The sequence below is a fragment of the Variovorax sp. KBW07 genome (assembly GCF_003852515.1).
In the GTDB taxonomy this organism is placed as follows: Bacteria; Pseudomonadota; Gammaproteobacteria; order Burkholderiales; family Burkholderiaceae_C; genus Variovorax.
In genome coordinates, this window is sequence record NZ_QAJK01000047.1 from 32,117 (window position 1) to 54,003 (window position 21,887).

Consider the following 21,887-nt stretch of genomic DNA (forward strand, 5'->3'; position numbering starts at 1 on the left):
CCTGCCCTGCGGCGTTAGCGTTGCAACACTTTGGTTTGAACGGAGTTTATGGATGAATGCTCGACGTGTCTGCCGGTTTCTGGGGCTCCTGGCGGCCTTGTCCGCGGGGCTGCTGCCGGTGCTTTCCACGGCACAGGGCTCGGCTGCCGCGGCATGGCCCGCACGGCCGATTCGCCTGGTGGTGCCCTTCGTGGCGGGCGGTGGTGCCGACGTGGCCGCGAGGCTGATCGCCGCCAAGCTGCAGACGCAGCTGGGCCAGCAGGTGGTGGTCGACAACAAGCCGGGCGGCAACACGCTGATCGGCGCGCAGGAGGTCATGAAGGCGCAGCCCGATGGCTACACGCTGCTGTGGTCCATCGACCAGACCTTCGTGCTGAACCCCTCGCTCTACAACCGCCTGCCGTACGACCCGCGCAAGGACTTCACGCCGGTGGCGCTGGCCATCACGTCGCCCACGGCCGTCATCGCGCGCACCCAGCCGGGCAGCGTGGGCGACGTGCATGAACTGGTGAGGCGCGCCAAGGCCGACCCCGGCAAGATCAACATCGGCGCGGCCGCGATCCTGTCGCAGATGGCGCTGGAAGAGTTCAACCGCAGCGCGGGCATCGAGACCACGCGCGTGCCCTACAAGGGCAGCGCCGAAGTGGCGCAGGCCACCATTGCGGGCGACATCGACGCCGCCTTCGACGGCATGGCGCCCTATGTGCAGTTCGTGAAGGCGGGGCGCGCGAAGATCCTGGCCGTGACCTCGGCGCGGCGCTTCTCGGGCCTGCCCGACGTGCCCACGCTCGACGAGCTGGGCTACAAGGGCGTCGACTTCTCGGTGTGGTTCGGCGTGGTCGGGCCGGCCGGCCTGCCGCCCGAGATTGCGAAGCGCGTGGGCGATGGCATCGACTGGGCCATCCGCCAGCCCGACGTGGTCGAGAAGCTGCTGGTGTTCGGCTTCGAACCCGCAGGGCAGACCAGCGCGCTCGCGCTCAAGACCCGCATCGACAGCGACCTGGGCCGCTACAGCCCGGTGATCCGCAGGCTCGGCTTCAAGCTCGACTGAAAGGGCGCCCACCATGAAGACCGCGGGCCTGATCGGAGGCGTCGCGTGGCCCTCCACGCTCAGCTACTACCGTCTGTTGAACGAACACATCCAGCGCGAACTCGGCGGCGTGCATTCGGCCCGCTGCGTGATCGTGAGCCTGGACTTCGCCGGCATTCTTTCCGCCATGACGGCGGGGCGCCGCGACGATGCGCGCGCGCAGATGGAAACCGCCGCGCGGCAGGCACGTGCCGCGGGCGCGGAGCTCATCGCGATTCTTGCGAACACCGGGCACTTCGCGGCCGACGCGGTGCAGGCCGCGGCCGGCGTGCCGCTGGTGCATGTGGCGCAAGAAACTGCCGACGAAGCGGCGGCCCGTTATCCGTCGATGCGCCGCCTTGGCCTGCTCGCCACCAGCTTTGCGCTCGACGCGCCGTTCTTCGGCCAGATGCTGGGGGAGGGCGCGGGCTTCGAGCTGGTGCTGCCCGACGCGGCGCAGCGGCGCACGCTCGACGCGGCCATCTTCGGGCCGCTGGCGCGCGGCGAGGTCGACCGCGCCGATGCCGCCATGGTCTCGACGCTGTGCAATGCGCTGGTGGCGCGCGGCGCCGAAGGCATCGTGCTGGGCTGCACCGAGCTGAGTGGCGTGAAGCCCTGGATCGCGTGCCCCGCGCCTCTTTTCGATTCCACCGACATCCACGCCCGCGCCATCGTGCGCGAAATGCTCCGGCCCTGAGCCGGCCCTTGCTTCCACAGAGAAAGAAAGAGAGACCCTCGCATGCAGATCGCCGATTTTCCGTTGCCCTTCGTCAATGCGCCCTACAGCCGCGCGATGTTCGACGACGAATGGATTTTTGTCTCGGGCACCATCGGCATGGACTACGACACGCAGAAGCTCGCGGTCAGCGCCGAAGACCAGACGCGCCTGATGGTGCGCAACATCGAGAAGTACCTGGCGGCCTGCGGCGGCCAGCTGGAGCAGATCGTCAACTACACGCTGATCGTCGCCGGGGCCGAGCACCTGGGCGCGGTCGTGAAGACGTTGTCCGAGGTGCTGCCCTGCAAGCCGACCGGCACGGCCATGCTGGCCGGCATCGCCGTGCCCGAGGCGTGGGTCGAGATGCAGGTCATTGCGCGCAAGAGCCAGCCGGTAGTTGGGGGGCGGCCGTGACGCAGGCCGCGCTGCGTGCATGCCTCTGCGCCGTGGCATGCGTCGTGGCCGGCTGCGGAGGCAGCAACGGTGGCGGCGGCTTCTTCGGCGGGCCGGTGCCACCGGTTCCGCCAGCGCCGGCCGACAAGTACAGCGCCGAGGTGCGCTGGACCCAGTACGGCCTGCCGCACGTCAAGGCCAAAGACTACGCAGGCCTTGGCTATGGCCAAGGCTACGCCGTGGCGCGCGACCAGCTGTGCCTGCTTGCCGACCGCGTGGTCACGCTGCGCGGCGAACGCTCGGAACGCTTCGGCCCCGATGGCGTGGCGGTGGTGGCCTTCTTGCAGATTCCCAATCTCGACAGCGACCTGTTCTATCGCGTGCAGCTGTCGGACGCCGAAGTCGAGACCGCATGGAAAGGCCTCTCGTCCGATGCGCGCCAGCTCGCGGAAGGCTATGCGGCCGGCTTCAACCGCCTGCTGCGCGACATGACGCCCGAAGCGCGCGCCGCCGCCTGCAAGGGCATGGAGCCGCCGCGGATGAAGGCCAGCGACGTGCTGCGCGCCACCATGCAGGTGGGCTCGCTGTGGAAGGCGCTGGGCGTGGCAGCCTACGCATCGGCATCGACGTGGGACCAGCTGGGCGCGCCGCCGGTGGCAAAGGCCGCCGCCGACCGGCCACCCGCACAGCAGATGGCGAGCAATGCCTGGGCCTACGGCGCCGAAGCCACGGGCACGAACACTTCGATCATGGTCGCCAACCCGCACACGCTGTGGCAAGACCACTGGCTGCTGATGCACCAGATGCACCTCACCATTCCGGGCGAGATCGACGTGATGGGGGCTGACTTCCTGGGCCTGCCGTTGCCGCTCTCGGGCTTCACGCAGCACCTGGCCTGGAGCATCGAGGCACCATCGACCGTGACCTATCCGCTGTTGATCGCGATGGATGTGACGAGCGGCGCCAGGCCTTCGTACACGGTCGACGGCGCGCCGCACGCGCTCGAGATGAAGACCGTCGAGTTGCGCGTCAAGCAGGTCGACGGCAGCGTGCGCACGCAAAGCTACAGCCTGCCGTACTCGCACCTGGGGCCGCTCTATCGATTGCCGGCGGACACGGGGCGTCCGGCCGGATGGCATGCCGTGACCGACCCCAACGTGGGCAATGCACGCGCGCTCGACCAGATCCTCGCAGTGGCGAAGGCGCGCGACATCGCCGGCTTCGAGAAAGCGGTGGTGCAGAACCGCGGCATCACCGCGCACCTGATCGCCGGCGACAGCCAGGGACAGGCGATGTACATCGAGTCGGGGCCGCTGCTCGACATCGGCGATGCCGCGTTGCGCGACTGCGCCGTCGTGCCGCCGCCCGACGATGCCACGGTGCCGGCAGCGCTCGATGGCCGCCGCAGTGCCTGCGCGGTGCGTGGCGCCGATGGCCAACCGCGCCTTGCGCCGGCCAGCCGCATTCCGGCGCTGGCCACGCGCGGCATCGTGCAGAACGCCAACGACAGCTACAGCCTCTCGCTGGTGGGGCAGCAACTCGATGGCTATTCGCTGTTGCTGGGCAGCGCGAAGGCCCCGCCGGGCGCGCGCACGCTGATGTCGCAGCGGCAGATCCAAGACAGCCTGGCCGATGGCCGCATCGACACGGCCGAGGCCACCGACATGGTGTTCGGCAACCGCAACTACCTGGCCGAGACCACGCTCGACGCCGTGCTTGCCGCATGCACGAGTGCGGCGGGCGATGCAGTGGTGCAGCGCGCCTGCGGCATCTTGTCGGCATGGGACCGGCGCCACAACATCGACAGCCGTGGCGCCTTGCTGTTCACCGAACTGGGCTCGCGCCTGGAGGCCGTGCCCGGCTTGTACGCCGAGCCCTACGACCCGGCGCGCCCGTTCCGCGTGCGGCCGGTATCGACGGCCCCGGGCGTCACGGCGGGCATCGTTGCCGCCATGCGCGACACAGCCGTCGCGCTCGACGCGCTGGGCCTGCGCGGCGACGAGCGCTGGGGCGACATGCTGGCGCGGCCCACGCCGCACGGACGCGTGCCGCTGCATGGCGGCCCGGGTGGGCAGGGCGTGCTCAATGCGCTCGAGGGGGCGCCGCTGACGAAGGACGGCTACGGCGACATCATCGCCGGCACCTCGTACGTGCATGTGGTCACCTGGGTACAGGACAAGCTGGTGGCGCGGGTGATGGTGGCCAGCGGTCAATCGACCGATCCGGCCTCGCCGCACCACGACGATCAGCTGGCGCTTTTCTCGCGCAAGCAACTGGTGACGCCACCCTTCACCGATGCCGAGATCGCGGCCGATCCGAAGCTGGAGCTGCTCACGCTGCGCGAGTAGCGGCGCCGGCTTTCGCAGTCGCCCCGAAGGCCCAGGGCCCCGGGCGATTGCGGACCAAAGGCTCTTGTCAGAGTGCCAGGCCTTGCTCCACGTCCAGCGTCTTGCGGCGCGCCAGTGCCAGGTTCGACTTGGCCTTGTCCAGCACGAGGTACACGAACAGGCCTTCCTTCTTCTGCATCGGGCGAATGATGTGGTACTGCTTTCCCAGCGTGATGAGGATGTCTTCGATGACATCGTTCAAGCCCAGGTCGCGCATGGTGCGAAGCTTGGCGCGGACCACTTCGGTGTTGCCGGCGGCGGCCACTTCGAGGTCGACACCCGAGCCGATCTGGCCGAGGATCATGCCGCTGCTCGAATCGACCAGCGCCGCGCACAGGGCGCCGTCGCAGGTCATCAGGTCGTCCATGGATTGCTTGATATTTGCCATCGAGATATTTCCTAGTGCCTCGCCCCTGAAAGTCGGCAGCCACCCGGGCGAAGAGATGGGCGGCGGCCGGTGTCGAAACGGTGTTTGGCGCGGTGCGTCGGGCGGGCGCGGCCCTCAGGCGTGCTGCAGCGACAGCGTCGCCTGCTTTGCGAAGTAGAGAACCTGGCCGATGATGGCGTCGCGCCCCGCGACCACGCTCACGATGAGCGTGACTTCGGGGTGGCGCGCCTGGAGCATCAGGATGTGGCCGTGCGTGGCCTCGATGGTCACGTTGTCGCAATCGCCCAGGTGGCTTTCTTCGCCCGCGACCGCGCCCAGCGCCGCGAGCGAACTGGCAATGGCCGAGAGGCGGGCGACCTGCGCGGTGTTCTCGACGCGGGCGGCCAGCTCGAGGCCGTCTTCGGTCGAGATGACCACGGCCTTGACGCCCTTGATCTCGCGCATCAGCGTGTCGATGGCGGATTCGGCGGCGAGCTTGATTCTTGGAGTTATGTTCATGGCTGCTCTGGAATGAAGAAGGGAGTTCAGGTCTCGAGTTGAAGCAGCAGCAGCTCCAGCAACTGAACGACTTGTTGCGAGTCCGTGACGTTGGCGGCCAGCACCGGGCACAACACGCCCTTGGCCTCCATGCGCCGTGCGTAGGCATCGATGCCCGGCTTGGGATGCGCTTCCATGCGGCCGATCGCCACCACGCAGGCGGTCTGCGCAATCAGCTCGGCAAAGCCGTCCAGGTAGATGTCGAGGTCGGCCAGCGGGTCGGGGCGGCTGTTGTCGACCAGGATCACCACGCCGAGCGCGCCGCGCCCCAGGATGCGCCACATGAAGTCGAAGCGCATCTGGCCGGGCGTGCCGTACAGGCGCAGCTTTTCGCCGTTGTCGAGCGTGAGTTCGCCGTAGTCCAGGCCGACGGTGGTGGTGGCCTTGGCGACGGAGGTGTCGCTGTTGCGCACGTCGGTGCTGACCGGCGGTGTCTCGCTCACGGCCGCGATGGCAGTGGTCTTGCCGGCGCCCATGGTGCCGGTGAAAAGAATCTTGTGTTCGATGCTCATCGGGATCCTGTCGGCAACAGGCCGAGCCGGTTCCGTATGCGGGCCAGCAGGCCGGGTTGGACGGGATCGCGCGCCGGGCCGGGGGGGCGGCTTTCAACGAACGGGGCGGCTTCGGGCAACGGCGCCGATGCCGGTGCGGCGGCGCTGGGGGCTTGGGCCGGCCGCGTGCTTTCGAGCAGTTCGGCGCGCCGCAGGTCGACAAGAAAGTCCAGGCAGTCCTGCTGCGCCAGGCCCGAGCGCTGCTGAAGCAGTGCCAGGGTGGTGGGCCTGCCGGTCATCAGCGTGGCCAGCCGGATGCGCACCGGCGCTTCGAGCAGGGCGGCCGGCGGCCAGCGCAGCAGGCGGAATTCGTCGTCGGGCCCGATGTGCCCGTCGGACGACGCCAGGCCCAGCCCGCGCGCATGCACGACCATGGCACCCATCCGGTTGAGCGTGTGTTCGAGCACGTCGGCATGCAGCGGCAGCGCCAGGAAGTGGCCGCCGCGTTGCGGGTCGACATGGCCGACGGCCAGCACCGGTACCGCCTTGGCGGGGTTGTCTTCCGTTGCCACGGCGCTTGCCGCCGGTTCGCCGACGACGCGCAGGTCGGCCGGTCCGGCCTTCCAGTCCCAGTGCTGGTGGGTGCGGTGGTCCAGCAGTCGCACCAGGGACCGGAGCAGCAGCTCTTCCCGGGGTGGCAACCCCTCGACGCTGAAGCTCAGCAAGGCGCGTTGGCCTTTGGTCGTGGGGTTGGCGGCTGTGGTCATGACCGGCGCGCGCGGTGAAAGGGGGCCGGCAGCAGCAGCCGGCCGATGGCAGTCTTGCCTGGAACCAAAAGCACCAACTTGGGGCGCGTATGCCGGTTTGATTGCAACTTAAGGCTCTCTGTGTGGAATTTCGAAGATGAAACGCACGTGGCGTGGGTCGAAACGAGAACTAAAGCTTTATCAATGTGTGTGACGTCAAAAATATAACACTTGTTGCAATTAAAAACACTAGATTACGAACGAAGAGTTTTCAGAGATTTTTGAGAGAGTGCCGGCCGGGCTTCACCGATGGCCTGACTTCGCGTAGGCGGACTCCCCCAACCCGATTTGCAGCGGTTTTGCGGAATTAGCATGGGTCGCACCTGCCGCCAAAGGCAGCGATTTCTTCGTCGATCCATGTTTTTTGCAAAGGATTCCGTCATGAACACCATGAACCTCCGCACGCTTGCGCTCTCGTCCGCCGTCGTGATCGGCAGCATTGCCTTTGTCGGCTGCACCACCACCCGTCCTCAGGACCAGGCAAGCAGCGCCTCTTCGCGCACCTCGATCGACGCCCAGGTCGATGCGTCGTTGTCCAAGCTGTACGACTCGGTGAAGGGATCGCGCGAGCTGGTCGCCAAGTCGAGCGGCGTGCTTGTGTTTCCCGCCGTCGTGGGAGCCAGCATGGGCGTGGGCGCCGAATATGGCCGCGGCGCATTGCGCGTGAACGGCCGCACGCAGTCGTACTACAGCACCACCGCGGGCTCGATCGGCTTCCAGGCCGGTGCGCAATCGAAGGCGGTGATCTACCTCTTCACCACCCAGGCGGCACTGGACAAGTTCCGCAACAGCAAGGGCTGGACGGCGGGTGCCGACGCGACAGTGGCTGTCGCGACCATCGGTGCCAACGGCAACATCGACACCAACACGATCCGCCAACCGGTGGTGGGCTTCGTGATGACCAACGTGGGCCTGGAAGCCGGCGTCTCGCTGTCGGGCGCGAAGATCTCCGAGATCCAGCTCTAAACAACCAGCCTGCAGGTCGCCTGCCTGCCCTGGCAGGCGACAAGAAAATTATTGGCCGAGTTGCGCGCGCAGCTCGGCCACTTGCCTGCGCAGGTCTTCGTTCTCGGCCGTGAGCTCGGCCACGCGCTGCTCCAGCAACTGGACGGCGTCGGGCTTGGCCTGCTGTTGCGATTCGTCGGCATCGGCTTCTCCCGATTCTTCGCGCGGCTTCTTCTTCGATTCGCGCACGCGCTTGGCGGCCTGCTTGAGCTCGTCCTTGCCCGCGTTCGCGGCAATGACCTGTTCTTCGGCCGGAAGCGTGGCCACCGCCGCGGCGGTGTTGATGGAGATCACGCCCGACTTCACGGCCGCCACCAGTTCCGGCGCGGCCTGCTTCTGGATCTTCTCGATCATGCCGACCTGGCTGCTGCTCAGGCGCGCTGCCTTGGCAATGGCTTCGCGGCTGTTCATGGGCGCCTGGGGCGGCATGGCGGGAGCCGCATCGGCCGATGAGGCCTCGGCAGCCGGCGTGTCGACATCGAAGGGTGCATCAGATGAAGCCGGTTGTGCAGTGGCCATGCGGGCGCGCTGCTCGTCGACGATGTCTTTCTTGCGCAGGGCCAGCACGCCGCGCAGGAAGTCCGAAATGCTGCGCCGGCCCAGGTGCTGGTCGATCATCCAGAGGTGCACGTCGTCGATGGTCTTGAAGCGCGTGTTCTGCACCGTCTGGAACGGCAGGTCGTGCTTCTTGCAGATCCCGTAGCGGTTGTGTCCGTCTACCAGCACGTCGCCCCACAGCACCAGCGCGTCGCGGCAACCCTCGGCGAGGATGCTCCGCTCGAGCGCTTCGTGTTCCTCCGGAGTCAGTGGATCGATATAGGCTTTGAGTTCTTCGTTGACGACGATGTTCATGGGGAGGGGATCGGGGAGAGGGTCGGCATTTTAGGTGGGCGCGCTTGCGCGGGTCGTGCGAACCTGGCGCGGCCTGTCCCATTCCAGCGGTGCGATCTCGCGGCAGACGATGCGTGCGGCGCTCGAGGCGAGCGGCGCGGCGCACAGTGCCACGAGGTGCTCGGGCGTCGGCTGCAGTTGCCAGAATTGCCAGCGCTGCGCGTCGTCGTTGGCGCGTGCATCCGCGAGTGCGAATTCGATGCCGCCACTGTCGTGGTCCAGCGCAAAGCCGAAGCTGTCGAGCGGGATCTGCAAGCCCATGCCGCGCGCCTTGATGTAGCTCTCTTTCAGCGTCCACAGTTCGAAGAAGCGCGTTGCCTGCTGAGCGGAAGGCAATGCGCGCAATGCCTGGGTTTCGGCCGGCGAAAAGAAGTGGTCGGCAACGTCGAGCGACGCCTTGCGGCCGACGTTTTCGGCATCGACACCCAGCGCGACGTTTCGCGCAAGGGCCAGCACGATCAGCCCGTCGGTGTGGCTCAGGTTGAAGTCCAGGCCTTGGGCTTCCTCGGCCACGGGCGCGTCGATGCGTGGGCGCCCGAAAGCTCCGGCCGCGAACTGCCAGGCCTGTGGCCGCACCGGTGCATAGCGCGACAGCACCGAGCGCACCATCGCGCGCGTCAACAGGTAGCGATGCCGGTCGCGTGCGAAGTGAAAGCGGTCTTGCTTCGACAGCTCCTGCGTCGTCAGCAATGCGCGGCAAGCGGCCGTCAGCGCGTTGCTGCCGGCGTCGCCGTGAAAGCAGAGCCAGAGATGAATTTCGCCCGGGGGCAGGGGAATGAGGGGAGCGGCGCTTGGCATGAAGAGGCCACTGCGTAAGGGCCACGTTCGCAATTTTTCACGGATGATGACATGGCGCGAAGTGGACTATCATCGCGATCCCCCGCATGAGCGATGCCGGACTTTGCGTTTCCGCAGAGCTTTCCGACCGTGCGATTCGCAGCGCCGAATTCTTCCGGGGCTCCACATCACTTTGTTTTGAACGTTGATCCGAAGGGTCATCAGGGTGACTCGAAACTTGCATATAAATAGAAATGATTCTTATTTAGATTTGTGCATCGAAAGTAGTAAATCGGACTTGCGGCCCGTCTCGGCTCGCTCACAGGAGGAAGAGGTGTTGAACATGCCAGTGCATTCGTTGGAGCCTTCGCTCGGGGAGGTCTTCATTGCCAATCGCGCGCAGCTTTGGCGCGTCGCCCGCAAGATCGTCAACACGGCGGACCTGGCCGACGACGTGGTGCAGGACGCCTACCTGAAGATCGTCGATGGCCCTTGCGTGCGGCAGGCCCATCAGCCCATCGGCTACTGCTGCCAGGTAGTGCGCAACATGGCACTGGACTACTGCCGCCGCCATCGCGTCGAGGCCAGCTACCGCACCTTCGACGTCGATGTTGAACTGCTCGACGTGCCGACCGCCTCCACACCCGACCGCATGATGTGCGAGCGCCAGGTCATCAGCGCCATCGACAAGGTGCTCTCCGGGCTTCCGCCCCGAACTCGCCTGGTGTTCGAGCTCTACCGCCTGGAAGGCCTCACGCAGCGCGAAATCGCGGCCCGCCTGGGTTGCGCGTTGGGGCTGGTGAACGGCTTGATCGCCGAGGCCGCGACGGCCATCAAGTCGTGCGGCCACCTGCTGCTCGAAAGCGGTTCGCGCTGAAAGGTCGTCGCCCGCGCATGGGAAGGGGCCTGCCCGTTTCCCGCGAGAATGCGCGTTGTGCAGTGGCCGGGGCGTTCAGGCGCCGGCCTGCGCGGACAACGCGAACGGCTTTCAAGAATGACACAGGAAAAAGACGATCCCATCTGGAACACCGCATGGGACTGGGTACAGCGCGAGCACGACCGCGAAAGTTTCGACGACGCGGCGCGCGCCGAAATGACCGCCTGGCTCCTGGCGCAGCCCTCGCATCGCCGTGCCTACGACAAGGCCGCGCAACTCTGGCTGCTCGCGGGCTTCGTGCCGCCGGCCAATGATTTCGGCGACGGCGACGAATCGCCCGACACCGATATGGATACCGACACCGGCCCCGTCCCCCGCGCCGGCAAGTAAAGCCAGACTTCCCTGCCAACGCGCGCCACGCCGCGCGATCGCTGTTCGTGCAATGGCCCTGCCGGCCCGCTCCGGCGGATGCAGCCGTCTTCCCCCGCAAGTGCTCCCTCGTGAAATGAACAGATTCGCCCTTGAAGCGTCCTGTTGGCAGGGGCGCTGCGATTCGATCCGGTCCGCGACCGGCCATCGGGCGCTCCTTCTGTTCAATCACACAAGGATGCACCGATGTCGACCAGCTGTTTTGACCGCGAAGACGAAGCCTTCATCGTTCTGGTCAATCACGAAGACCAGTACTCCATCTGGCCGCACTGGAAGGCCGTTCCCGGCGGATGGACTGCCGTCGATGGCGTGCGCGGCGACAAGAAAACCGTGCTGGCCTATGTCGAGAGCCACTGGACCGACATGCGTCCGCGCTCGCTGCGCGAATGGATGCAGCAGCAGGAAAAAGAAGGCGCGCAGGCCACGGAGCGCGTGGCCGGCTGATGGTCATGCAGGCGCCTCTCTCGCTCTTGTGCCTGCCTTGCGCCGGCGCGAGCGCTGCCATGTACCTGCGCTGGCGTCGTTTCCTTCCGCCGTGGGTGCGTGTGGTGCCGGTGGAGTTGCCGGGGCGCGGCGCGCGAATGGGCGAGGCCTTCGTCGAAGACTTCGAAGCCCTGGTCGCGCGCATCTGCTCCGAGCAGGCCGAGGCGATGCGCGGCGACTTCGCGATCTTCGGCCACAGCATGGGCGCGTTGCTGGCCCACGGCGTGGCCCGCCGGCTCCAGGCTTCGCGGCGGCCCTTGCCGCGCGCGCTGCTGGAGTCGGGTTGCGCGGCCCCTTCGCGGCGCGACCCCGCGCGCTTTGACGGCGGAGAAGACGACGCCTCGCTGATCGCCGAGTTGCGCAAGCAGGGCGGCACGCCCGAAGAGGTGTTCGCCAGTGACGAACTCATGCGCATCACGCTCGACACCTTGCGCGCCGACCGCCGCGTCTGCCGCAGCCATGTCGACAACACGGCCGGCGCGTCGTCGCCGCCGCTGCCACTGCCCGTTCATGCCTTCGCGGGGCGTCATGACGACATCGAGCCGTCGGCCATGGCCGCCTGGTCGAAGGAAACCGCCGGCGTTTTCACGCTCGACTGGTTCGACGGCGGGCACTTCTTCCTGCGGCAGCACGAGGCCGGATTTCTCGCAGCGCTCGCGCGGCACCTGCCGACACAGACACATCTTCACGCGCACTAAAGGGTCGATATGAATCAATTGCTCGCGACGGAATCCGCCGGCCGGCAACCGCGCAATTTCGTGGCGCACCTGCGCGCGCTGGCCGAGCAGCGCGCAAACGATGTTTGGCTCACCGTGGTCGACGAGGTCGATGGCGTCTACAGCGAGCAGCCTTTTACCTACGCCGTCTTCGAGCGCCGCGTGCGTGCGCTCGCGGCGCGTTTGCAGCAGCAGTTCGCCAAGGGCGACCGCGCGCTCGTCATGCTCGACAACGGCGACCACTATGCCGTGAGCATGCTGGCCTGCTTCTACTGCGGCGTGATTGCCGTGCCCGTGTTCCCGCCCGAATCCACGCGGCCCCAGCACCTGGCCCGGCTCACCGGCGTGGCGGCCGATTCGCAGGCGCGCTGCGTGCTCACCTCGACCGTGTTCAGCGAAGCGATGGCCGCGGCCGGCAGCCAGTTCGGCGAAGTGGCCATTGTTGCCGTCGATGCGATCGACCTCGCGCTCGCCGATGCGTGGCAGCCTTTCGAGCCGACCGGTGAAGACATCGCCTTCCTGCAATACACCTCGGGCTCGACCTCTGCGCCCAAGGGTGTCATCGTCACGCATGGCAACCTGATGGCCAACGAACATGCCATCCAGGTCGGCATGGGCATCGGCCCCGACGACAAGTTCGTCTCGTGGGCGCCGCTGTACCACGACATGGGCCTCATCGGCGGCCTGATGCAGCCGCTCTACAGCGGCATCCCGCTGGTGCTGACTTCGCCGCGCTACTTTCTGGAGCGGCCGGTGCGCTGGCTCGAGCTGATCTCGCGCCACCGCGCCACGCTCAGCGGCGGGCCCGACTTCTCGTTTCGCCTGTGCCTGGAGCGCGTGAAAGATGCGCAGATCGCGCAGCTCGACCTGTCGAGCTGGCGCGTGGCCTATACCGGCGCCGAACCGGTGCGCGCCGACACCGAGCTCGATTTCATCGAGCGATTCGCGCCCGCGGGCTTCGACCCCGGCGCGGTCTACGCCTGCTATGGCCTTGCCGAAGCCACCTTGTTCGTGACCGGCGGCAAGCGCGGCGGCGGCATGGTCGCGCGCGGCTTCAGCGCCGACGGACTGGCCAGTGGCCAAGGCATGCCGAGCGAAGACGGCACCTTGCTCGTCGGCTGCGGCGCGGTGGCCGTTCATCACGACGTCGAGATCATCGACCCCGCAACGCTGTCGGTGGTGGCGCCCGGCCGCATCGGCGAAATCTGGGTGAGCGGCGCGAGCATCGGCGCCGGCTACTGGGGCAAGCCGCGCGAATCCGCCGAGACCTTCGTCGAGATTGCGGGACGCCGCTGGCTGCGCACCGGCGATCTCGGTTTCGTCTGCGACGGCGAGCTCTATGTGACGGGCCGCATCAAGGACCTGATCATCGTTCGCGGCCACAACATCTATCCGCAGGACATCGAGCGGGTCATCGAGGCCGAGGTCGATGCGGTGCGCAAGGGCCGTGTCGCGGTGTTCGCGGCCAGCGGGCCCGATGGCGAAGGCATCGGCGCCGCGGCCGAGGTGTCGCGCAGCATGCAGAAGCTGGTGCCCCCGCAGGTGCTGGTCGAGGCGCTCAGCGCAGCGGTCAGCGAAGTGTTCGGCGAGCCGCTGTCGGCCGTGCTGCTGCTCAACCCGGGCGGCATGCCCAAGACCACCAGCGGCAAGCTGCAGCGCAGCGCCTGCCGCGCCGGCTGGCTGGACCGCAGCGCCGACGCCTATGCCATCTACGAGCGCGGCGCTTTCGTCAAGGGCGGCCCCGCAGAGGCGCAAGCCGAGCGGCCCGCGCTCGACGAGACCGAGCGCGCCATCGATGCCATCTGGCGCGAAGTGCTCAGGCCCGCCGACGCAAAGCCCTTTGCACGCGATGCTCATTTCTTCACGCGTGGCGGCAGCTCGCTCACCGCCACGCAGGTGGCGGCACGCATATCGGGCCACTGGGACATCGACTACCCGGTGCGCCTGATGTTCGAACACCCGCGGCTGCATGAGAGCGCGGCCGCCATCCGGGAGCGGTTGGCGCAAGGCGCGCACGCACGGCCCGCGCCCATCGCGGTGCTGCCGGCCGAGCGCCGGCAGCATGCATTGCCGCTGTCGCATGCGCAGGAGCGCCAGTGGTTCCTCTGGCAGCTCGACCCCGGCAGCGCGGCGTACCACATGAGCGGCGCGCTGCGCCTCACCGGCGTATTGCAGGCCGATGCGTTGCAGGCCGCGTTGAACGATCTGGTCGTGCGCCACGAATCGCTGCGCACTGTGTTCCGCGCCGGCAGCGACGGCGTTGCCGCGCAATGGATCAAGCCCTCCGCCACGCTGGCGCTGGAAGTGATCGACCTGCGCGCCGTGCCCGACGGCCAGCGCGGCGAACAGCTGGAAAAAGAAACCCGCCGCATCAAGGCCACGCCCTTCGACCTGACCCAAGGCGGCTTGCTGCGCACCGCGCTGTTCCGCCTGGCCGACGACACGCAGGTGCTCACCGTGGTGATGCATCACATCGTGTCCGACGGCGCCTCGATGCAGGTGCTCATCGACGAACTCGCTGCCGGCTACGCCGCGCGCCTGCAGGGCCGTTCGGCGGCGTTGCCGGTGCCACGCGTGCAGTACGCCGACTACGCCGCGTGGCAGCGCGACTGGCTCGCCGCCGGTGAGGCGGAGCGCCAGCTCGGCTGGTGGCGCGCGCAACTCGGCGACGAGCACCCGGTGCTCGAACTGCGCACCGATCACCCGCGCAAGCCGCAAGCCAGCTACCGCGCGGCCCGGCATGCCTTCGAATTGCCCGCGCCCTTGCTCGGCCAGTTGCGCGGCGTGGCGCAGGCCGAAGGCGGCACGCTGTTCATGGTGCTGCTGGCGGGCCTGCAGGTGCTGTTGCATCGCTACACCGGGCAGGAAGAGATCCGCGTCGGGGCCGCCATTGCGAACCGCAACCGCGTGGAGTTCGAGAACGTCATCGGCCTGTTCGTCAACACGCTGGTGCTGCACAACCCGATCGAAGGCCGCACGCCGCTGTCGCGCGTGCTGGCGCAGGCCAGGGAAACCGTGCTCGGTGCGCAGGCGCACCAGGACCTGCCCTTCGAGCAACTGGTGCAGCGCCTGCAGCCCGAGCGCAGCATGAGCCACAGCCCGCTGTTCCAGGTGATGTTCAATCACCTGTTCGAAGACCACCGGGCGCTCCAGCGCCTGGATGGCATCGGGGTGAGCGACCACCTGCTGCCCGACCTCCAGACCCAGTTCGACTGGGTGCTCGAAGCCCGCGAGCGGCCCGATGGCCGCCTGATGCTCGACGTGATCTACGCCGAAGACCTGTTCGAGCGCGAGACCATCGCGCGCATGGCGCAGCATTACGTGGCGGTGCTGGCCGCGCTCTGCGCAGACGCAAGCTGCGCGGTGGGAGACATCGACCTGCTGAGCGCCCCGGAGAAGTCGCAGCTCGCGCAATGGAGCGTGAACACGCGGCGCGAACCGCAGCCGCAACCCGTGCACCAGCAGATCGCGCAGCACGCCCTGCGGCAGCCCGAAGCCATCGCGCTGCTGTTCGGCGACGAGGCGCTGAGCTTCGCCGAACTCGACCGCCGCGCCAATCGCCTGGCGCACCGGTTGATCGCGTTGGGCGTCAGGCCCGACATGCGCGTGGGCATTGCCATGGAGCGCTCCATCGAGATGGTCGTGGGCATCCTGGGAATCCTGAAAGCCGGTGGCGCCTACCTGCCGCTGGACCCCGAGTACCCGGTGCAGCGCCTCGCCTACATGGTCGAAGACAGCGGCATCGAACTGCTGCTCGTGCACGGCACCACCCGCGACCACATCGCCGGGCGCAGCGGCCTGGCGGTGCTCGACATCGACACCATCGACCTGTCGGGCGAGCCCGCCACAGACCCCCGCGTCGCGCTGCATGGCGAGAACCTGGCCTACGTCATCTACACCTCCGGCTCCACCGGCAAGCCCAAGGGCGCCGCGGTGCGCCACGATGCGCTGCACAGCTGCATGGCATGGATGCAGCAGGCCTACCAACTGACCCGTGCCGACACCGTGCTGCACAAGGCACCGTTCGGCTTCGACGTGTCGGTGTGGGAAATGTTCTGGCCCATGACCGCGGGTGCGCGGCTGGTCGTCGCCAACCCCGGCGACCACCGCGATCCGGCCCGGCTGGTCGCGCTGATCCAGCGCCACCAGATCACTACGCTCAACTTCGTGCCCTCGATGCTGCAGGCCTTCCTGGCGCACAAGGACATCGAGGCCAGCACGCGGCTCAAGCACATCATCGTCGGCGGCGAAGCCATGCCGGCCGAGACGCAGAGGGAAACGCTGCGGCGCCTGAGCGGTGCCACCCTGCAGAACCTGTACGGCCCGACCGAAACCACCATCCACGTCACGCGCTGGACCTGCCGCGACGACGGGCAAAGCCTGGTGCCCATCGGCCAGCCGATCAGCGACACCCGCACGCACGTGCTCGATGCCGAGCTGAACGAGGTGCCGCGCGGCGTGGCCGGCGAGCTGTACCTTGGCGGCGTGAGCCTGGCGCGGGGCTACCTCAACAAGCCGGCACTGAGCGCCGAGCGCTTCGTGGCCGACCCTTTCGGCAACGGCGACAGGCTCTACCGCACCGGCGACCTGGTTCGCTGGAACGCCGAAGGCCAGATCGAGTACCTGGGCCGCATCGACCACCAGGTGAAGATTCGCGGCTTCCGCATCGAGCTTGGCGAGATCGAGGCGCAGATCCTTGCGCAGCCCGAGGTGCGCGAAGCCGTCGTCGTGGCCCGCGAAGGCGTCGCCGGGGCCTCGCTGCTGGCGTACGTCAGCGCCCATGCCGGCCAGTCGGTCGACGGCGCCGCGCTGCGCGAGCGCCTGGGGCAGGTGCTGCCCGACTACATGGTGCCGCGCGCCATCGTCACCTTGCCCGCGCTGCCGCTGAATGCCAATGGCAAGGTCGAGCGCAAGGCGCTGCCCGAGCCCGAGGGGCTGGGCCGCGCGACGGCCTACGAGGCGCCGCAAGGCCACGTGGCGCGCACGCTCGCGGCCATCTGGTCCGAGGTGCTGAAGGTCGAACAGGTCGGCCTGCACGACAACTTCTTCGACCTGGGCGGGCATTCGCTGCTGCTCATCCGCGCGCACCGGCTGCTGGAAGACCGGCTGCAGGCCGCGTTCCCGCTGGTCAATCTCTTCAAGTACCCCACCGTCGAATCGCTGGCCCGCTGGATCGAGCAGGGTGGCGCGCAGGCCGCCGCCGCGTCCACCGCGGGCGGCGACGAGCGCGCGCTGCGCCAGCGCGCCGCGATGCTTCAACGCCGCAAAGCGGCAGAGAGAGTCAACTGATGTCCGTCTACAACGAACCCGCGGAGCCCACCGGTCTGGAGATCGCCATCGTCGGCATGGCCGGGCGCTTTCCCGGTGCCGATGACGTCGATGCGTTCTGGCGAAACATTCGCGACGGCGTGGAGTCGGTGTCGACCTTCACCGACGACCAGTTGCGCGAGCGCGGCGTGCCGCAGGCTCAACTGGACGACCCCGACTACGTGAAGGCCGGCGTGCTGTTCGACGGCTTCGACCAGTTCGATGCCGGCTTCTTCGGCTACACGCCGCGCGAAGCCGAAAACCTCGACCCGCAGCAACGCATCTTCCTGGAATGCGCCTGGGCCTCGCTGGAGCATGCGGGCTGCGACCCCGAGCGCTGGCCCGGCAAGGTCGGCGTGTACGCGGGCGAGGGCACCAACGTCTACCTGATCCGCAACCTGCTGCCGGCCTTCGGCCTCGGCGCGCACACCGGCATTGCCGACCTGCTGGGCCTGATGAGCGGCAACGCCGCCGGCTCGCTGTGCACGCGCGTGGCCTACAAGCTCAACCTGCGCGGCCCCGCCGTCACTGTGCAGACGGCCTGCTCGACATCGCTCACGGCCGTGCACACCGCCTGCCAGGCCCTGCTGAGCCACGATTGCGACATGGCGCTGGCCGGCGGCGTGTGGCTCAACCTCTTGCAGGAAGGCGGCTACCGCTACCAGGCTGGCGCGATTCTTTCGCGCGACGGCCATTGCCGCGCCTTCGATGCCGATGCCAACGGCACGGTGATCGGCAGCGGGGCGGGCGTGGTCGTGCTCAAGCGCCTCGACGAAGCCCTGCGCGACGGCGACACCATCCATGCCGTCATCAAGGGCACCGCGGCCAACAACGACGGCTCAGCCAAGGTCGGCTTCACCGCGCCCAGCATCGACGGGCAGGCCGAAGTGATCCGCGCCGCGCAGCTGATTGCCGGTGTCTCGGCCGACACCATCGGCTACATCGAGGCGCATGGCACCGGCACCACGCTGGGCGACCCCATCGAGATCGCGGCGCTCACGCAGGCCTTCCGGGCCGATACCGAGCGGCGCGGCTTCTGTGCCGTGGGCTCGGTCAAGACCAACGTCGGCCACCTTGATGCAGCAGCGGGCGTCGCGGGCCTCATCAAGACCGCGATGGCGCTCAAGCACCGCACGCTGCCGCCGAACCTGCACTTCACCCAACCCAATCCGCAGATCGATTTCGCTGGCAGCCCGTTCTATGTGAATGCGCAATGCCAGCCCTGGCCGGAAGGCAGCACGCCGCGCCGCGCGGGCGTGAGCTCTTTCGGCATCGGCGGGACCAATGTGCACGTGGTGCTCGAAGAAGCGCCGGTTTCCCGATCCTCCGAGTCCGCGCCCGGCTGGCAGGTTCTGCCGCTGTCCGCCCGGAGCACGGTGGCGCTGGCGCAGGCCGCGCGGCAACTTGCGGATCACCTGGATCTGAACCTCGCGGCGCCGTCGCTTGCCGACGTTGCCCACACGCTGCAAGCCGGCCGGCGCGCGCAGGAATTCCGCGGCGCGGTCGTCGCGGACGGGCTCACCGCGGCGGTCCAGGCGCTGCGCGCCCCCGAAAGCGATTTCGACCAGGCGACCCGCGTTCCGGCCTCCGCGCCCGAGGTCGCGTTTCTCTTCCCCGGCGGTGGCACGCAGCACGCGAACATGGGCCTTGCGCTGTACCGCGACCATCCGGTTTTCCGCGAAGAAGTCGATCGCTGCTGCGATGCCTTGCGCGATGCGATGGGCATGGACTTGCGGCAGCTGCTCTATCCGGCCACCGGCGCCGAAGCCGCCGCCGACGAGCAACTGGCCCGCATCGAGTACACGCAGCCACTGTTGTTCATCGTCGAGTACGCGATGGCGCGGCTCTGGATGTCGCGCGGCGTGCAGCCCGCCGTGATGCTGGGCCACAGCCTGGGCGAGTACGTCGCGGCCTGCCTGGCCGGCGTGTTCAGCCTGGAAGATGCGTTGCGCATCGTGGCCACGCGCGGCCGCCTGATGCAGTCGATGGCGCCAGGCGCAATGACCGCCATTGCGCTCTCGGAGGCCGAGCTCGCGCCGTACCTTGCCACCGGCTGCGACATCGCCGCCATCAACGGCGAGCAACTGTGCGTGCTCGCCGGACCGATGGCCGCCATCGAGGCCGCCGAGCGCCAGATGTCGGCGCGCCAACTGCTGCCGCGCCGCCTGCTGGTGTCCATCGCTTCGCATTCGGCGATGACCGAATCCATCGTGGCCGAGCTGCGGCAGGTGGTTGCCTCCGTGCCCCGGCACGCGCCGCGCATTCCCTTCATCTCCAACGTCACCGGCAAGCCCATCACCGCGCAGCAGGCGGTCGATCCGGCCTACTGGGGCCAGCACCTGCGCGGCACCGTGCGCTTCGCGGACGGGCTGGCCGATCTGCTTCGCGTCGAAGGCCGTGTGCTGCTCGAAGTCGGCCCCGGCGAAACGCTGGCCGGCCTTGCGCGCCAGCATCCGTTGGCGGCGTCGGCCGCGGGCATCTGGTCGAGCCAGGCCCATCCGCAAAAGCAGGCGCACAACGAACGCCAGATGGCCAGCGTGATCGGCGCCCTCTGGTGCGCGGGTGTCCAGGTCGACTGGGCCGCGTGCCATCCCGGGCGGCAAGCCCGCCAGGTGCCGCTGCCCACCTATCCGTTCCAGCGCCAGTCGTACTGGACCGACGCACCGGAACCGGGGAGCGAAGCAGCGGGCCCGTCCGCGCGCAAGGCGGCCGACGCGTTCTATGTGCCGACCTGGCAACGCACCGAACCTTCGAGCGCTTCGCCGCAAGCCGCGCCCGTCAGCGGGTGCACGCTGGTGTTCGCGGAAGCGGGCGGTCTGGGCGATGCGCTGATCCGGCAACTGCAGGACGAATCGCCCGGCCATCCGGTCGTTCGCGTGACGGCCGGCGCGGGCTATGCCGAAACGGGCGCGCGCCATTTCACGGCCCGCCCCGGCGAGCGCGCCGACCACGAACAGCTACTGCGAAAAGTTCAGGCCGAATGCGGGCCCGTCGCCAGGGTCTGCCACATGTGGGGCGTCGATGGTCCGTCGGCGGTGCCACCCACCTCGGAAGAAGTCATGGAGCGCGGGTACTTCAGCCTGCTCGCGCTGGCCCAGGCCATCGACAGCACCTCCGCCGGACGCGAACACAAGCTTTCCATCGACGTCATTGCGAACCAGATGGAAGACGTCTCCGGCCTCGAAGCACTGTGCCCCGAGAAGGCGACGCTGTTCAGCCTGTGCAAGGTGATCGCGCAGGAATATCCGCACATCGCCTGCAGGGTGACCGACATCGTGTTGCCCGTGGCGGGCAGCGCCGCCGAAGCCTGGCTGGCACGGCAGCTCGCCGGGCAGATGCAGGCTCAGGCCCCGCGCACCGAAACGCTGGTGGCCTATCGCGGCCCGCACCGCTGGGTCAAGGGCTACGAGCCACTGCCCGCGGCATCCGCGTCTCAGCAGTTGCAGCAGCAGCAGCAGCGGCTGCGTTCGAAGGGTGTCTACCTGATCACCGGTGGCCTCGGCGGGGTGGGGCTCGCCGTGGCCCGGCACCTGGCCGAGTCGTGGCAGGCAAGGCTGGTATTGCTGGGCCGCACGCCAATTCCCGAGCGCAGCACGTGGGAAGCCATCGCCGCGGCCGAAGACCAGCCCCGGGCCCTGCGGACCCGGCTCACGCAATTGCTCGAACTCGAAAACCTGGGTGGCGAAGTGCTCGTCGTTGCCGCCGACGTGGCCGATGCGGCCTCGATGCGCTCCGCTGTTGAACAGGCCCGCGCGCGCTTCGGCATGGTGCAGGGCGTGGTGCATGCGGCGGGGCATGCCAACAGCGGAATGATCGCCACCCGCACGCGTGCCGAAGCCCAGGAGGTGTTCGCGCCCAAGCTGCAAGGCACGCGCTTTCTGCTCGACGCGTTGCGCGACGAGCCGCTCGATTTCGTGCTGCTGTGCTCCTCGATCTCGAGCATGGCGGGCGGCCTGGGCATGAGCGACTACGCCGCCGCCAACGCCTACCTCGATGCACTGGCCGCGCTGTGGCAGCGCAGCGCGAAGCACCCCGTCATCTCGGTCAACTGGGACGCATGGCGCGATCTCGGCATGGCCGCCGGCCGCGTGCTGCCCGAAGGCATCGGCATGAGTGGCCCCGAAGGTGCACGGGCGCTGGAGCGCATCGTCAACGGCCCGGCGTTCGCGCAGGTCGTCATCTCCACCACCGACCTGGACCAGCGGCTCGGCGAGCTCGACAACGGCATGCTCGACCTGCTGGAGACCGGCCCGGTCGCGAAGAAGAAGCGCCGCGATCATCCGCGCCCCGCACTCGACACGCCCTTTGTCGCACCCGAAGGCGAGCTCGAAAGCGGCCTGGCCACCATCTGGCAGGACATGCTGGGCATCGCCAGCGTGGGGGTCGACGACAACCTGTTCGAGTTGGGCGGCGACTCGCTGCTCGCCATCCAGATCCTGGCGCGGGCCCGCAAGGCCTACGACGTCGAGCTGCACCCGGCGGCCTTCTTCAAGGCGCCCACCCTGCGCGACCTTGCCGTGCTGGTCGAAACGCGGCTGATCGAGGAGATCGAAGCCGCCGATCTCGTGGACGCCGCGCCGGACGCCTTGTCCGCAACCGTTTGAAGACCCGAC

17 protein-coding genes are annotated in these 21,887 nt (G+C 68.1%); 11 read left to right on the plus strand and 6 right to left on the minus strand.

Annotated elements, in window-relative coordinates; genetic code table 11:
* The first annotated feature begins 52 nt into the window (after window positions 1-52).
* The 4 genes from DBV14_RS11240 to DBV14_RS11250 are packed head-to-tail and all read left to right on the plus strand — an operon-like array spanning window position 53 to window position 4,528.
* The gene (locus DBV14_RS11240) at window positions 53-1,051 is read left to right on the plus strand and encodes a tripartite tricarboxylate transporter substrate binding protein (RefSeq protein WP_124459268.1); all 999 of its coding nucleotides are present in this window, start codon (window positions 53-55) and stop codon (window positions 1,049-1,051) included.
* 13 nt (window positions 1,052-1,064) lie between these two features.
* Complete coding sequence (locus tag DBV14_RS11245) at window positions 1,065-1,766, plus strand: aspartate/glutamate racemase family protein (protein ID WP_124459269.1); 702 nt, start codon at window positions 1,065-1,067, stop codon at window positions 1,764-1,766.
* Window positions 1,767-1,808: 42 nt separating this feature from the next.
* Complete coding sequence (locus DBV14_RS33395; protein WP_185545994.1) at window positions 1,809-2,201, plus strand: Rid family hydrolase; 393 nt, start codon at window positions 1,809-1,811, stop codon at window positions 2,199-2,201.
* Window positions 2,202-2,245: 44 nt separating this feature from the next.
* Complete coding sequence (locus tag DBV14_RS11250) at window positions 2,246-4,528, plus strand: penicillin acylase family protein (RefSeq protein WP_185545995.1); 2,283 nt, start codon at window positions 2,246-2,248, stop codon at window positions 4,526-4,528.
* A 67-nt stretch (window positions 4,529-4,595) separates the two neighbouring features.
* Here DBV14_RS11250 and DBV14_RS11255 read toward each other — a convergent pair whose 3' ends face one another.
* The 4 genes from DBV14_RS11255 to DBV14_RS11270 all read right to left on the minus strand — a co-directional run bounded on the left by DBV14_RS11255 (window position 4,596) and on the right by DBV14_RS11270 (window position 6,750).
* Window positions 4,596-4,955 carry a hypothetical protein gene (locus DBV14_RS11255; RefSeq protein ID WP_124459271.1) on the minus strand — a complete coding sequence of 120 codons (360 nt, stop codon included), beginning with the start codon at window positions 4,953-4,955 and terminating at the stop codon, window positions 4,596-4,598.
* 114 nt (window positions 4,956-5,069) lie between these two features.
* Window positions 5,070-5,453: a roadblock/LC7 domain-containing protein gene (locus DBV14_RS11260; RefSeq protein ID WP_124459272.1), complete on the minus strand. Its 384-nt coding sequence runs from the start codon at window positions 5,451-5,453 to the stop codon at window positions 5,070-5,072.
* A gap of 26 nt (window positions 5,454-5,479) precedes the next feature.
* A complete protein-coding gene (locus DBV14_RS11265) occupies window positions 5,480-6,004 on the minus strand; it encodes an ATP/GTP-binding protein (protein WP_185545996.1) in 525 nt (174 codons plus the stop codon).
* A complete protein-coding gene (locus tag DBV14_RS11270; RefSeq protein WP_124459273.1) occupies window positions 6,001-6,750 on the minus strand; it encodes a hypothetical protein in 750 nt (249 codons plus the stop codon). The genes DBV14_RS11265 and DBV14_RS11270 overlap by 4 nt, the downstream gene beginning before the upstream one ends.
* A 420-nt stretch (window positions 6,751-7,170) precedes the next feature.
* Between DBV14_RS11270 and DBV14_RS11275 the strand changes: the two genes are divergently transcribed.
* Window positions 7,171-7,755, plus strand: coding sequence for a YSC84-related protein (locus DBV14_RS11275; protein ID WP_124459274.1), 585 nt, complete (start codon window positions 7,171-7,173; stop codon window positions 7,753-7,755).
* A 48-nt stretch (window positions 7,756-7,803) separates the two neighbouring features.
* Here the strand turns inward: DBV14_RS11275 and DBV14_RS11280 are convergent, their stop codons facing one another.
* Both DBV14_RS11280 and DBV14_RS11285 read right to left on the minus strand, forming a co-directional pair.
* Window positions 7,804-8,646 (minus strand): plasmid replication/partition related protein, encoded by an 843-nt coding sequence (locus DBV14_RS11280; RefSeq protein ID WP_124459275.1) that lies wholly within the window; start codon window positions 8,644-8,646, stop codon window positions 7,804-7,806.
* Window positions 8,647-8,676: 30 nt separating this feature from the next.
* On the minus strand, window positions 8,677-9,483 hold the full coding sequence (locus DBV14_RS11285) for a 4'-phosphopantetheinyl transferase superfamily protein (protein ID WP_124459276.1): 807 nt from the start codon (window positions 9,481-9,483) through the stop codon (window positions 8,677-8,679).
* 322 nt (window positions 9,484-9,805) lie between these two features.
* Between DBV14_RS11285 and DBV14_RS11290 the strand changes: the two genes are divergently transcribed.
* The 6 genes from DBV14_RS11290 to DBV14_RS11315 all read left to right on the plus strand — a co-directional run bounded on the left by DBV14_RS11290 (window position 9,806) and on the right by DBV14_RS11315 (window position 21,878).
* Window positions 9,806-10,339, plus strand: a complete 534-nt coding sequence (locus tag DBV14_RS11290) for a sigma-70 family RNA polymerase sigma factor (RefSeq protein ID WP_124459277.1) — start codon at window positions 9,806-9,808, stop codon at window positions 10,337-10,339.
* Between the two features lie 117 nt (window positions 10,340-10,456).
* The gene (locus tag DBV14_RS11295; protein ID WP_124459278.1) at window positions 10,457-10,729 is read left to right on the plus strand and encodes a DUF4880 domain-containing protein; all 273 of its coding nucleotides are present in this window, start codon (window positions 10,457-10,459) and stop codon (window positions 10,727-10,729) included.
* Between the two features lie 225 nt (window positions 10,730-10,954).
* Window positions 10,955-11,212: an MbtH family NRPS accessory protein gene (locus DBV14_RS11300; protein ID WP_124459279.1), complete on the plus strand. Its 258-nt coding sequence runs from the start codon at window positions 10,955-10,957 to the stop codon at window positions 11,210-11,212.
* A 5-nt stretch (window positions 11,213-11,217) separates the two neighbouring features.
* Window positions 11,218-11,949 (plus strand): thioesterase II family protein, encoded by a 732-nt coding sequence (locus DBV14_RS11305; protein WP_124459280.1) that lies wholly within the window; start codon window positions 11,218-11,220, stop codon window positions 11,947-11,949.
* A gap of 9 nt (window positions 11,950-11,958) precedes the next feature.
* Complete coding sequence (locus tag DBV14_RS11310) at window positions 11,959-17,256, plus strand: non-ribosomal peptide synthetase (RefSeq protein WP_124459281.1); 5,298 nt, start codon at window positions 11,959-11,961, stop codon at window positions 17,254-17,256.
* The gene (locus DBV14_RS11315) at window positions 17,256-21,878 is read left to right on the plus strand and encodes a type I polyketide synthase (RefSeq protein WP_124459282.1); all 4,623 of its coding nucleotides are present in this window, start codon (window positions 17,256-17,258) and stop codon (window positions 21,876-21,878) included. The genes DBV14_RS11310 and DBV14_RS11315 overlap by 1 nt, the downstream gene beginning before the upstream one ends.
* Window positions 21,879-21,887: the final 9 nt, after the last annotated feature.

Bases quoted from the DNA above. Each gene is read 5' to 3' on its own strand.
- DBV14_RS11240 (WP_124459268.1), top strand. From the start codon at position 53: ATGAATGCTCGACGTGTCTGCCGGTTTCTGGGGCTCCTGGCGGCCTTG.
- DBV14_RS11245 (WP_124459269.1), top strand. From the start codon at position 1,065: ATGAAGACCGCGGGCCTGATCGGAGGCGTCGCGTGGCCCTCCACGCTC.
- DBV14_RS33395 (WP_185545994.1), top strand. From the start codon at position 1,809: ATGCAGATCGCCGATTTTCCGTTGCCCTTCGTCAATGCGCCCTACAGC.
- DBV14_RS11255 (WP_124459271.1), bottom strand. From the start codon at position 4,955: ATGGCAAATATCAAGCAATCCATGGACGACCTGATGACCTGCGACGGC.
- DBV14_RS11260 (WP_124459272.1), bottom strand. From the start codon at position 5,453: ATGAACATAACTCCAAGAATCAAGCTCGCCGCCGAATCCGCCATCGAC.
- DBV14_RS11265 (WP_185545996.1), bottom strand. From the start codon at position 6,004: ATGAGCATCGAACACAAGATTCTTTTCACCGGCACCATGGGCGCCGGC.
- DBV14_RS11270 (WP_124459273.1), bottom strand. From the start codon at position 6,750: ATGACCACAGCCGCCAACCCCACGACCAAAGGCCAACGCGCCTTGCTG.
- DBV14_RS11275 (WP_124459274.1), top strand. From the start codon at position 7,171: ATGAACACCATGAACCTCCGCACGCTTGCGCTCTCGTCCGCCGTCGTG.
- DBV14_RS11280 (WP_124459275.1), bottom strand. From the start codon at position 8,646: ATGAACATCGTCGTCAACGAAGAACTCAAAGCCTATATCGATCCACTG.
- DBV14_RS11285 (WP_124459276.1), bottom strand. From the start codon at position 9,483: ATGCCAAGCGCCGCTCCCCTCATTCCCCTGCCCCCGGGCGAAATTCAT.
- DBV14_RS11290 (WP_124459277.1), top strand. From the start codon at position 9,806: ATGCCAGTGCATTCGTTGGAGCCTTCGCTCGGGGAGGTCTTCATTGCC.
- DBV14_RS11295 (WP_124459278.1), top strand. From the start codon at position 10,457: ATGACACAGGAAAAAGACGATCCCATCTGGAACACCGCATGGGACTGG.
- DBV14_RS11300 (WP_124459279.1), top strand. From the start codon at position 10,955: ATGTCGACCAGCTGTTTTGACCGCGAAGACGAAGCCTTCATCGTTCTG.
- DBV14_RS11305 (WP_124459280.1), top strand. From the start codon at position 11,218: ATGCAGGCGCCTCTCTCGCTCTTGTGCCTGCCTTGCGCCGGCGCGAGC.
- DBV14_RS11310 (WP_124459281.1), top strand. From the start codon at position 11,959: ATGAATCAATTGCTCGCGACGGAATCCGCCGGCCGGCAACCGCGCAAT.
- DBV14_RS11315 (WP_124459282.1), top strand. From the start codon at position 17,256: ATGTCCGTCTACAACGAACCCGCGGAGCCCACCGGTCTGGAGATCGCC.